The organism is Burkholderia pyrrocinia (assembly GCF_003330765.1).
GTDB lineage: Bacteria > Pseudomonadota > Gammaproteobacteria > Burkholderiales > Burkholderiaceae > Burkholderia > Burkholderia pyrrocinia_B.
Genome location: NZ_CP024902.1, coordinates 3,023,522 through 3,034,942, shown reverse-complemented (window position 1 = coordinate 3,034,942; position 11,421 = coordinate 3,023,522). Strand labels below are relative to the sequence as shown.

Genomic DNA, 11,421 nt, shown 5'->3' with positions numbered 1-11,421 from the left:
GCAACTGCTTCCGGCAGGCGGGAATACCCGCCGTCGCGTCAAACTGTCTCAAATACCCAATATGCTAAAATCCGTGGGTTTTCCTCTTCGGCCTCAACCTCCAGCATGCCGCTATCCGAGCCCGTGCCCCGTCAGTTGCGACATCGACGCGCAATCCGAGCGGAAGCTTATGAGCGCGGCGACGGCTTGTGGGACATCGAAGCCTGCCTGACCGATCACAAGCCGCGCGATGTCGCGCTTGCGTCGGGCATCCGGCCCCAAGGCCTGCCGATCCACGAACTCTGGCTGCGCGTGACTATCGATCGTGACCTCAATGTCGTCGACGCCGAAGCGTCTTCGGAATGGGTGCCCTATCCCGGTCAGTGTCAATCCGCCCCTCCCGCCTATCGGGCCCTCATCGGGCTCAATCTCTTCCGCCACTTCCGCCGCGATGCGAACCGACTGCTGTCCGGAGTCGCAGGCTGCTCCCACCTCACCGAACTGTGCGCCGTGCTGCCGACGGCAGCGATCCAGGCGTTCGCCGGTGACGTGTGGAACGTGCGCGAGGAGGGTGGCGAAGGGCCGGATCACGACGGCGCGCGCGACGAACCGCCTTTCCAGCTCGGCCGCTGCCGTGCGCTGCGGTTCGACGGCGAGGTCGTGCGGCAGTACTACCCGCGCTGGTATGGCGCGAGTCGGCCGGACGTCCCCGTCCGGGACATGCCCGTTCGGGACATGCCCGTCGGGGACGGCACGAAGGAATGAACGGAAATCATTCGAAGAAGCGTCTTAAGCGACTTTTCATCCAACTCTCAGACTGAAGGGAATCACGCATGAAGATTCACGAGTACCAGGGTAAGGAAATCCTGCGGAAATTCGGCGTCGCGGTACCGCGCGGCAAGCCGGCGTTCTCGGTTGACGAGGCCGTCAAGGTGGCGGAAGAGCTCGGTGGCCCGGTATGGGTCGTCAAGGCACAGATCCACGCGGGTGGCCGCGGCAAGGGTGGCGGCGTGAAGGTCGCGAAGTCGCTCGAGCAGGTGCGCGAATACGCGAACCAGATCCTCGGCATGCAGCTCGTTACGCACCAGACCGGTCCGGAAGGCCAGAAGGTCAACCGTCTGATGGTCGAAGAAGGCGCCGACATCAAGCAGGAACTGTATGTCAGCCTCGTCGTGGATCGCGTGTCGCAAAAGATCGTTCTGATGGGTTCGAGCGAAGGCGGCATGGACATCGAAGAAGTTGCCGAAAAGCACCCGGAACTGATCCACAAGGTCATCGTCGAGCCGTCGACCGGCCTGCTCGACGCCCAGGCCGACGACCTTGCCGCGAAGATCGGCGTGCCGGCTGCTTCGATTCCGCAAGCGCGCGCCATCCTGCAAGGCCTGTACAAGGCATTCTGGGAAACCGACGCGTCGCTGGCCGAAATCAACCCGCTGAACGTTTCCGGCGACGGCAAGGTCATCGCACTCGACGCGAAGTTCAACTTCGACTCGAACGCGCTGTTCCGCCACCCGGAAATCGTTGCTTACCGCGATCTGGACGAAGAAGATCCGGCTGAAATCGAAGCGTCGAAGTTCGACCTCGCGTACATCTCGCTCGACGGCAACATCGGCTGTCTCGTGAACGGCGCGGGCCTCGCGATGGCGACGATGGACACCATCAAGCTGTTCGGCGGCGAGCCGGCGAACTTCCTGGACGTCGGCGGTGGCGCCACGACCGAGAAGGTCACGGAAGCGTTCAAGCTGATGCTGAAGAACCCGGATCTGAAGGCGATCCTCGTGAACATCTTCGGCGGCATCATGCGCTGCGACGTGATCGCGGAAGGCGTGATCGCCGGTTCGAAGGCCGTGAACCTGAAGGTGCCGCTCGTCGTGCGCATGAAGGGCACGAACGAGGACCTCGGCAAGAAGATGCTGGCCGATTCGGGCCTGCCGATCATCTCGGCGGACAGCATGGAAGAAGCTGCGCAGAAGGTCGTCACGGCTGCCGAAGGCAAGTAAGAAGCGCCCCCAGACCTGGCGCCGTGCGCCAGGCCCCCCGAGGGGGTCAAGAAAACTTGGGGCGGCCCGGCGTTTTCTTGGCGCGCTAATTGAATACGCATGGCGGCGCGGCTTGCACGCGACGCCCATCGAACAGAGGTCAAAATACATGTCGATTCTGATCAACAAGGACACGAAGGTCATCACGCAGGGCATCACCGGCAAAACCGGTCAGTTCCATACGCGCGCCTGCCGTGAATACGCAAACGGCCGCGAAGCATTCGTCGCGGGCGTGAACCCGAAGAAGGCCGGCGAAGATTTCGAAGGCATTCCGATCTACGCAAGCGTCAAGGAAGCGAAGGAAGAAACCGGCGCGACCGTGTCGGTCATCTACGTTCCGCCGGCAGGCGCAGCGGCTGCGATCTGGGAAGCGGTCGAAGCCGATCTGGATCTCGCGATCTGCATCACGGAAGGCATCCCCGTGCGCGACATGATCGAAGTGAAGGACCGCATGCGCCGCGAAGGCCGCAAGACGCTGCTGCTCGGGCCGAACTGCCCGGGCACGATCACGCCGGACGAACTGAAGATCGGCATCATGCCGGGTCACATCCACCGCAAGGGCCGCATCGGCGTCGTGTCGCGTTCGGGCACGCTGACGTATGAAGCCGTTGCCCAGCTGACGGCACTCGGCCTCGGCCAGTCGTCGGCAGTCGGTATCGGCGGCGACCCGATCAACGGTCTGAAGCACATCGACGTGATGAAGATGTTCAACGACGATCCGGATACGGACGCGGTCGTGATGATCGGCGAAATCGGCGGTCCGGACGAAGCCAATGCCGCCGAGTGGATCAAGGCCAACATGAAGAAGCCGGTCGTCGGCTTCATCGCTGGCGTCACGGCGCCTCCGGGCAAGCGCATGGGCCACGCCGGCGCGCTGATCTCGGGCGGTGCGGATACGGCCGAAGCGAAGCTGGAAATCATGGAAGCGTGCGGCATCACCGTCACGCGCAACCCGTCGGAAATGGGCCGCCTGCTGAAGGCAGCGCTGTAATATTTCCGCCTGGGTTTGTCCTGCAGAAAACGCCGGCTTTGCCGGCGTTTTTTGTTATGCTCGCGCAATGAATTCGTAAGCACCGGGCATGCGTCGCGCATGTGCCGTCGATGAACCGGGCCGCCCGCCGGGCGGCCGCTGTCCTGCCCGTCACCGCCATGCTCGAATTCCTGACGTCGCTGCACTGGGGCGCCGTTCTCCAGATCGTTATCATCGACATCCTGCTCGGTGGCGACAACGCGGTCGTGATCGCGCTCGCGTGCCGCAACCTGCCGGCGAACCAGCGGCTGCGCGGCGTCGTCTGGGGCACCGCGGGCGCGATCCTGCTGCGCGTCGCGCTGATCACGTTCGCGGTCGCGCTGCTCGACGTGCCGTTCCTGAAGATCGGCGGCGGGCTGCTGCTGCTGTGGATCGGCATCAAGCTGATGGCGCCGGCCGCCGACGCGCACGACCACGTAAAGCCGGCCGACCGGCTGTGGGACGCCGTGAAGACGATCGTGATCGCCGATGCGGTGATGAGCCTCGACAACGTGATCGCGATCGCCGGCGCGGCCGAGCAGGCCGACCCGTCGCACCGGATCGCGCTCGTGATCTTCGGTCTCGTCGTCAGCGTGCCGATCATCGTGTGGGGCAGCACGCTGGTGCTGAAACTGCTCGACCGCTTTCCCATCGTCGTGACGCTCGGCGCCGCGCTGCTCGGCTGGATCGCGGGCGGGCTGATCGTGCAAGACCCGGTCGGCGACCGCTGGCCGGTGCTCGATACGCCGTCCGCGATCTACGGCGCGAGCATGGCGGGCGCATTGTTCGTCGTGGCAGCCGGCTACGCGCTCAGGAGGCGCCGCAGCGCACCGGGCGCGCACTGACGTTGACGTTGGCCGTCCGGCCGACTGCCGGATTCGCGGCCCGCTGGCTACGATCGAGACGCCTGCCTTCATCGGCAGGCGTTTTTCGTTTCCGGAGCCTGCCATGTTCGAAGCCTTTTCCGTTTCCCTGTTCCGTCGCGTTGCCGCCGATCTGCGGCGCGCGAACCGGCCTTCGCCGCGCTGGCGGCCGGCCGGCTTCACGTTGATCGAGCTGATGATCGTGCTGGCGATCGTCGGCGTCGTCGCGGCCTATGCGATTCCCGCGTACCAGGATTACCTCGCGCGTTCACGCGTCGGCGAGGGGCTCGCGCTCGCGTCGTCCGCGCGGCTCGCGGTCGCCGACAACGCGGCAAGTGGCACGAGCCTCGACGGCGGCTACAGTCCGCCGGCTGCGACCCGCAATGTCGAATCCGTGACCATCGACGGCGAGACCGGCCAGATCACGGTCGCGTTCTCCACCCGCGTCGCCGCGGCTGGCTCGAATACGCTGGTGCTCGTGCCGTCCGCGCCCGACAAGGCCGATACGCCCACCGCGCGTGTGCCGCTCAAAAAGGGCGCGATGCAAGCCGGCGCGATCGCGTGGGAGTGCTTTGCCGCCGGCAAGGGTGCGTCGTCGCTGCCGGCGCCAGGGGCCGGGCCGGTGCCGGGCGCCGCCGCGACGCTGCCTGCGAAATATGCGCCGGCCGAGTGCCGCGCGTAGCGCCGGCGGAGGAGGCGGGCGGCGCGCACGGCGTGCCGGCCGTCGCTTCGGCCGGCCGGAGCGGTCGCACCGCATCGGGTCGTGGCGCGACCGCCCCGCACAGAGGGGGGAAAGTTTTGTATAGTGCGCCGGTTGCTGACATCCGGTTTGCTCATGCCTTCTACTTTTTCCCGTTCGTTGTCGCTCGTTGCGCTGGCTGTCGCCCTGATCGTGCCGTACGCGATCACGAATCACACGTATCCGATCCCGACCTTTTATTCCGAGTTTTCCGCGCTGGTGCTGTATCTGCTCGTGGGGCTGTCGGTCGTGCTGCTCGCGCGGACGGGCCGCACGGCCGAGCCGTTTGCCGCACCGGCCGCGTTCGTCGTGCCGCTCGGGTTCGCCGTGGTGCTCATCGCGCAGGTCGCGCTGATCCCGCTCAAGGTGCCGTCGATGAACTGGCTGGCGGTCGGCTATCTCGCCGCCGCGCTGGTCGCGATGCAGGCCGGTTATGCGCTCGCGCGCGGCGGGTTTGCCGAAGCCGTGTCGCAGATGATGGCGGGTGCGCTGCTCGTCGGTGGCGTGTTCGCGGTCGGAACCCAGATCGTGCAGTTGTTCCACCTCGAGTCGGCCGTGTCGCCGTTCGTCGTGATGTACAACGTCGCGGTCGATCGACGCCCGTACGGCAACATGGCGCAGGCGAACCACCTGGCGACCTACATCGCATTCGCGCTCGCGGGCGCGCTGTATCTCGTGCAGACGCGCCGGCTCGCGGTATGGGCATGGCTCGTGCTGTCGATCGTGCTGTCGGTCGGCCTCGCGCTGACGGTGTCGCGCGGGCCGTGGCTGCAGGTCGCGGTGATGGTCGTCGCGGGCTTCTGGATGGCGCGGCTCGAATCGCGCCGCACGCCGGGCAATGTGCGCGCGTGGCTGATGCCGGTCGTGCTCGCGGCCGCGTTCATTGCGGTGAACGTCGCGGTGCGCTGGGCCAACGTGCACTATCACCTGGGTCTGGCGGAATCGGCGGCCGACCGGATGCGCGACGCGGGGCAGATCGCGCCGCGTCTCGCGCTGTGGAAGTACGGGCTCGCGATGTTCCGCGAGTATCCGCTGCTCGGCGTCGGCTGGGGCGAATTCCCGTCGCACCAGTTTGCGCTCGTGCGCACGCTCGGCGGTGTCGAGATCGCGAACAACTCGCACGACATCTTCATCGACCTGCTCGCGAAGTCCGGTCTCGTCGGCCTCGGCCTGCTCGCCGTCACGCTCGTGATGTGGTTCGTGCGTGCGCTGCGCGCGCCGCAGTCGAGCATGCGCGTGTTCGGCTTCGCGCTGATCGGCATCCTGCTGATGCATGCGCTGGTCGAGTATCCGCAGCAGTACATGTTCTTCCTGCTGCCGGCGATGTTCGTGATCGGGCTGCTCGACGTGAAGCCGCTGCGCATCCTGCCGGGACGTGCGGCATTCGGGTTGTTCGCGGTGCTGTCGTTCGGCGGCGTGCTGGCGGCGGTGCCCGTGCTGCGCGACTACCAGCGCGCGGAGGTGCTGTATTACGGCAACGACCCGGCCGCGCAGTACCGCGATGCGCCGTCGCTGCTGTTCGGCGCATGGGGCGATTACGGCGTGGCCACGCTGCTCACGATTTCGCCGGAAGACTTGCCGACCAAGCTCGCCGCGCATGAACGCGCGATCGCGCTGCTGCCCGGCGAGACGGTGCTGCGCCGCTATGCGGCGCTGCAGGCGCTGGCGGGCCGCGAAGCCGACGCGCTCGATACCGTCGCGCGCCTGCATGTGTTTGCGAAGGAGTTGAAGGACTGGCCGCAACAGCTGGCCTTGCTGTACAAGCTGTGCGACCAGCAGCCGGCGCTGAAGGCGTTCAAGGCGGCCGTCGTCGCGAAGTACGGCGAAGTGCCGGCCGATGCGGCCGACGATTCGGACGACGACGATTCGGATTGACGCGCGCAGTGCCGGGACGGGGAATCCCGGTGTTTGCCGCGTCGCGATGAAGCAAGGGCAGGTGTCGGGCGGAACGGCCCGGCGCGAACCGCGCGAATCCGGCCAGGTATCGATTACCTCGTGGATTGCGTGGATTCCGGCCGATTGCGCGGCGATTCGCGTCAACCATTGTCAAATCGCCGCCGCTGACCGGGTGGCGCGTGCACAATGCGCGAAAGCGCTTGCGTGCCGACCCGCGTGGGGCGCGGGGCTGGCGTGAACACAGGCAACACCCCGGCTATCCGGGAAACCCGCCCAGCAGGATCGCGGCCGAGCATCGATCGGCCGTGCGGCCGTAACGGGGCGCCGGTCCGATGGCCGCGGCGCGGTGCGCCGCTCGCGATGCAGCCGGGCGAAGTCTCCCGGTGTGCGGCGCGTTCGTCCAGAACAGTGCTGAAGAACGATATTCGACCATGGCTATTCGCTCGACCTACCTGATCCTGCCCGCCGTCGCGATGCTGTTTTCCGGCTGCGCGATGCTGTCGTCGTCGCAGGAAAGCAAGCTGACCTGCCACATTCCGCGCGCCGTCTATCCGGACACCGCGAAGCCGCTTACGCGCCCGGCGACCGTGCTCGTGCGCGCGCTGATGACGACGTCCGGCGAAGCGCAGAACGTTACCGTGACGACGAGCAGCCGCAATGCGGCGGCGGATCGCGCGGCCGTCGAAGCGATGACGCACGCGACCTGCGTGCAGACGGGCGCGACCGCGAATCCGTTCTTGCTGACGCAGCCGTTCGTGTTCGAGCCGCGACGCGGCGAGTGATGCGCGGCGGCGCGCCTTGCGTGCGGCTTGCCGCACCGTTGCGCGTCGCGGTCGAAAGTCGATACGCGCGGCCGTTGCGGCGCGCGCGCTCGATGTTCAGTGCTGCGGCATCAGGTTCGCGCCGCGGCAGGCAGGCTCGGCTGCATTGCGCAGCCCGAGCATCGTGAACCCGTTGCGCTCCTGGCGAATCAGCACATAGTGCCGCGCGACGGTTTCCCCGCTCTTGCCCGTCAAATCCAGTTCGACCTGAAAGCGATCCTTGCTGTCCGCGCATCCGCGCACGGGGCCGTACGCGAACCCGGTATCGGGCGCCTTGCTTGCCGCGTTGAACGCCTGGCGGGCTTTCAGCGCGGCTGCTGCGGCGGCGGGCTCGCTCCATTCGCGCGCAGGCGCATCGTCCGCCTTCAGCCACTCGTCGACGAAATCGCGGCCGTTGAGCGCCACGGGCTGTACGCGTTGCACGGTGTCGCCGTCGACGCGGTAGCGGAAGATGCCCGGCCGCGTCATCACGTCGCTGTCGAGCGAGCCGACCGTCGTGCGCAGCTCGAAGCCGTCGGGGCGGACCTTGAACCGGATCGCGTCGTCATCGATCACGTAGCCGTGTTCCGTATGAAACAGCGTGCGTTGCGCGGCCGAGCCATTTGCCGGCGCGACCACATCCGCGGCGAACCGGCTCCAGCGCGACGAGCACCACGGCGTGCCGTGGACGACCGCGACCTGCCCGCCGGGCAGCGCCGAGAACCAGAAGCCGCCGCCGTAGGCGCCGCCGATGTCCTTGTAGTCGTCGGCCTGCCAGCGCAGCACGCGCCGCCAGCTACCGTTCTCCCATGCGTAGGCGGTGAGCAGGTTGTCGTCGCCGCACGCGATGTCGAAGCCGGCGCGCACGAAGAGGAGCGGGCGGGACGTGCCGCTGCGTTCGACATCGACGTCCGGATTGCGGCCGAACGCCGATTCGCCGTTTTTCGGTTGCACCGACTGTGCCGGCACGCCGAGAGCGGCCGCGAGCGTGCGTTTCAGCGTGGCCGGGTCGACATGTTCGTCGCTGCACGCGAGCCGCGCGTCGATCGCGCCGACGAGCGCCTGCTTGTACGCACGAAGCGCGTCGCGCAGCGGCGGCGAGATATCGACGCTGCCGGCGCCGTCGCCTTGTGGATTGCGGACCTGCTGTATGTGGTGCTGTGCGTCGAGCGCGATGCGCGCCGCGGTGTCGGCGGCGGGGCAGGTGTTTGCGGCGAAGGCGGCGGTGGGCGTGGCGGATATAACAAGGAGCGCCAGTGCTGCGCGTTTCAGCGTTTTCATCATCGGGCTCTGCTTTGTTCGGGGCGTGAGGCCTGCGCATTCTAGCCGGACGGGGTGAACCGGGAGGTTCGGTTTCGCGTGCAGGCAGGTCGGTGCGTGGTCAGAACGTCCGCTTCATCAATGTGAATGCGTGCAGCCAGTACAACGTGTTGGTCTGCGCGTCGAAGTAGCCGCCTTGTGCGGTCTTGTCGGTCGTTTGATCCCACGACTTGCCGGAGTCGGTGCTGCTGAACGTCAGGTCGATCGGTGCGCCGCCGCCGCGGCCGTCGCTCCCCGTGTTCGGGTCGGTTGCATAGACGAGCAGGAGACCGTCGCGACCGACGCTCAGGCTGTCGAGTCTGAGCTTTTCGTCGAACGTGCGCAGTTGCTGCACCGACTCGGGATGATCGCTCGTCCACGTGGAAATGGCGCCCGTGCGGCGGCCATTGTCGCGAACCTCGCCGTTCTGCGGCTTGTCGAGGCGCGACAGCGTGTATAGCGAATAGCGTGATGCCGGTCCCGGCGTGGTGTCGAGCGCGGTGACGACCTGGCCCGGCAGCGCAGTATCCGTCACGAATGCGTGCTGCTCCCAGGCGAGCCGGTCGACGACGCTGCGGGCTGGCGCACCGGCGGTCTGCTCGACATAGTAGGCAACGCGCAGGACACCTTCCGGACCAAGATTGACTGCCTTGAAGTTCTTGTATGGCTTGTCGGCGTCCCGTGCAGAGACGGGGATCTCGATTGCTTGCCACGTATTTCCGCCATCCGAGGTCCGCCATACGTGCGGCCCCCCGCCGACTGCGTAGCCACGCTGCGGATCGAGAAACAGCAGGCGGTCGATGTTCCGGTTCTCGGGCCACGTGAGTTGCCCCCACGTTTGCCCGCCGTTGCTCGACTTCCACAACTTGGTGACGCGCGGCGCGAAACCGTCCGGCGTGTCCGGGGACTTGTAGTCGATCCACAAAGTACTGATGAATTGCGTGCCCCAGTCTTTCGAGTACCACCATGCCGAATTCTGGCCGGGTTGCTGGAAGTGGTGCTGCATGCCGCCGTCCAGGGTTCCCCGGTAGAAATTGATCGTCATGCGATTCAGCAACTCGCTCGTGTCGTTCATCCATGTTTCCGCCGGCTCGGCCCGCTGCGGATCCTTCGATTCGGATGCAGGCTTGAACGTCACTTCGGGCATGGCAAGCGTCACGCTCATCGCCTCATTGCCCTTGATGCGGAAGTTGCCGCCGCCCGGCATGAAGCTTGTCGAAACCGTTTCCCATCCCGTCGTCAGATTGACGTACCCGCAGGTTGCAAGGGCCAGGGCAACGAGGCCTCCGGCAATCCATTTTTGGTGCGCGTGTTTTTGCATGTCACTTGGCGGGCGGTCGATCCGGTACGTGTTCGATCCGGGACGAGCAGGTCTTTGCCGTCGCGGCGGGGTGTTTTCGATGCGCGGCGCGAAGCGATGCGGGATCGGATCCGCCGTGCGAAGCGTGTCCGGAGCGACGGTTTCTTCGAGGCGGCTGCGGGTTGCCCGCATGATCGGGCGGGTTTGCGAGATCGGTCGAATGCCGCGGGGCCGGGGTGAAAACAGCGGTGCGGGCCTCCGCGGCAATCGCATCGGGAGATGATCAGAACTGCCGCTTCTTGAGCGTATAGGCGACGAGCGAATACAGCGTATTCGTTTTCGCGTCGAAATATCCACCCTGGGTCGCCTTGTCCCTGGACTGGTTCCAGGTTTTTCCTGCGTCGCTGCTGATGAACGTGAGATCGATCGGTGCGCCGTTGGGGTTGGGATTGGTCGCATACACGAGCAGCAGCCCGCCCCGGCCGACACTCATCCCGTCGAGCATCAGTTGGTCGCCGAACGTATGCAGTTGCTCGACGTGCTCGGCGCCGTTGCTCGTCCAGGTTGAAATCGCGCCGATGCGATGTCCGTTGTCTGCGGCGTTGTCGAGATTGCGCGGTTCGCCGAGACGCGAGAGCGCGTAAAGCGCATAGCGATTCGACGGTCCAGGCGTGGACGACAGGCCGACGACGACCTGCCCGGGCAGAACGACATCGGCGATGAACTCGTGCTGTTCCCAGCCGAGCCGGTAGACCACGCTTCCCGCCGGTATGTGTTCGGTCTGTGCGACGTGGTACGCCACGCGCAGCACGCCGTCGGGACCGAGGTCGACGCCGTCGAACTGGCGTCGCGGCTTACCGGTATCGCGAGCGTCAGGCGGCAGCACGACCTCCTGCCACGATTGACCGCCATCGGACGTGCGCCATACGTGCGGGCCCCAGCCGATCGCATAGCCGCGCTGAGGATCGAGGAACAGCAGGCGACCGATGTTCCGGTCCTCGGGCCACGCGAGTTGGACCCAGTCCCGTCCGCCGTTGGACGACTTCCAGAGCTTGGTCACTTGCGGCGTCAACCCGTCGGCGGGCTGCGGCGACTTGTAGTCCATCCAGCCGGTGCTGACGAATTCGACGGCCCAGTCCTTGGCGTGCCACCACGCGGCATTCTGGCCCTGCTGCTTGAAATGGCGCGTCATGTCGCCGTTGACGGGGCCGCGCCAGAATTCGACCGACGTCCTGTTCAGCGTTTCGCGGCTGTCATTCATCCAGGCTTCGGCCGGCTCGGCCTTTTCCTTGTCCTTCCATTCCGCGTACGGCTTGAAGGTGATCTCGGGATCGCTGATCTTCAGCGTGATTGCTTCATTTCCCGTTATCACGAAGTCACCGCCGCCGTAGGGCTTGCTGTTCTTCATGAAGTTATTGGAAACGACTTGCCAGTCATTCGACATATAGGTGTATCCGACGATCAGAACAATGAGCAACGCTGTCGCACCGAGCGACA

Annotated in this window: 10 protein-coding genes; 7 read left to right on the top strand and 3 right to left on the bottom strand. The window is 65.9% G+C overall.

From position 1 onward, the window contains the following. Positions 1–105: 105 nt before the first annotated feature. From CUJ89_RS14735 to CUJ89_RS14700, 7 genes are all read left to right on the top strand, one after another. Positions 106–744: a DUF2889 domain-containing protein gene (locus CUJ89_RS14735; protein WP_114177953.1), complete on the top strand. Its 639-nt coding sequence runs from the start codon at positions 106–108 to the stop codon at positions 742–744. Positions 745–812: 68 nt separating this feature from the next. After that, positions 813–1,979, top strand: coding sequence for an ADP-forming succinate--CoA ligase subunit beta (gene sucC / locus CUJ89_RS14730; RefSeq protein ID WP_114177952.1), 1,167 nt, complete (start codon positions 813–815; stop codon positions 1,977–1,979). Positions 1,980–2,127: 148 nt separating this feature from the next. Beyond that, positions 2,128–3,009, top strand: a complete 882-nt coding sequence (gene sucD, locus CUJ89_RS14725; protein ID WP_034178933.1) for a succinate--CoA ligase subunit alpha — start codon at positions 2,128–2,130, stop codon at positions 3,007–3,009. A gap of 158 nt (positions 3,010–3,167) precedes the next feature. Next, positions 3,168–3,872 (top strand): TerC family protein, encoded by a 705-nt coding sequence (locus CUJ89_RS14720; protein ID WP_114178624.1) that lies wholly within the window; start codon positions 3,168–3,170, stop codon positions 3,870–3,872. A gap of 103 nt (positions 3,873–3,975) precedes the next feature. Further along, positions 3,976–4,572 carry a pilin gene (locus CUJ89_RS14715; protein WP_114177951.1) on the top strand — a complete coding sequence of 199 codons (597 nt, stop codon included), beginning with the start codon at positions 3,976–3,978 and terminating at the stop codon, positions 4,570–4,572. A 153-nt stretch (positions 4,573–4,725) separates the two neighbouring features. After that, positions 4,726–6,504, top strand: coding sequence for a PglL family O-oligosaccharyltransferase (locus CUJ89_RS14710; RefSeq protein ID WP_114177950.1), 1,779 nt, complete (start codon positions 4,726–4,728; stop codon positions 6,502–6,504). 452 nt (positions 6,505–6,956) lie between these two features. Continuing rightward, complete coding sequence (locus CUJ89_RS14700) at positions 6,957–7,307, top strand: TonB family protein (RefSeq protein WP_065499274.1); 351 nt, start codon at positions 6,957–6,959, stop codon at positions 7,305–7,307. Positions 7,308–7,403: 96 nt separating this feature from the next. On the opposite strand, the gene CUJ89_RS14695 is transcribed toward CUJ89_RS14700, so the two are convergent. The 3 genes from CUJ89_RS14695 to CUJ89_RS14685 all read right to left on the bottom strand — a co-directional run bounded on the left by CUJ89_RS14695 (position 7,404) and on the right by CUJ89_RS14685 (position 11,368). Continuing rightward, entirely contained in the window at positions 7,404–8,609 is a 1,206-nt protein-coding gene (locus CUJ89_RS14695; protein WP_114177949.1) for a hypothetical protein, read from the bottom strand. Positions 8,610–8,706: 97 nt separating this feature from the next. Beyond that, complete coding sequence (locus CUJ89_RS14690; RefSeq protein ID WP_114178623.1) at positions 8,707–9,867, bottom strand: WD40/YVTN/BNR-like repeat-containing protein; 1,161 nt, start codon at positions 9,865–9,867, stop codon at positions 8,707–8,709. Between the two features lie 340 nt (positions 9,868–10,207). Next, entirely contained in the window at positions 10,208–11,368 is a 1,161-nt protein-coding gene (locus tag CUJ89_RS14685; RefSeq protein ID WP_114178622.1) for a WD40/YVTN/BNR-like repeat-containing protein, read from the bottom strand. Positions 11,369–11,421 lie beyond the last annotated feature (53 nt).

Coding starts and splice junctions, on each gene's coding strand:
- CUJ89_RS14735 (WP_114177953.1), top strand. CDS start 106: ATGCCGCTATCCGAGCCCGTGCCCCGTCAGTTGCGACATCGACGCGCA.
- sucC (WP_114177952.1), top strand. CDS start 813: ATGAAGATTCACGAGTACCAGGGTAAGGAAATCCTGCGGAAATTCGGC.
- sucD (WP_034178933.1), top strand. CDS start 2,128: ATGTCGATTCTGATCAACAAGGACACGAAGGTCATCACGCAGGGCATC.
- CUJ89_RS14720 (WP_114178624.1), top strand. CDS start 3,168: ATGCTCGAATTCCTGACGTCGCTGCACTGGGGCGCCGTTCTCCAGATC.
- CUJ89_RS14715 (WP_114177951.1), top strand. CDS start 3,976: ATGTTCGAAGCCTTTTCCGTTTCCCTGTTCCGTCGCGTTGCCGCCGAT.
- CUJ89_RS14710 (WP_114177950.1), top strand. CDS start 4,726: ATGCCTTCTACTTTTTCCCGTTCGTTGTCGCTCGTTGCGCTGGCTGTC.
- CUJ89_RS14700 (WP_065499274.1), top strand. CDS start 6,957: ATGGCTATTCGCTCGACCTACCTGATCCTGCCCGCCGTCGCGATGCTG.
- CUJ89_RS14695 (WP_114177949.1), bottom strand. CDS start 8,609: ATGATGAAAACGCTGAAACGCGCAGCACTGGCGCTCCTTGTTATATCC.
- CUJ89_RS14685 (WP_114178622.1), bottom strand. CDS start 11,368: ATGTCGAATGACTGGCAAGTCGTTTCCAATAACTTCATGAAGAACAGC.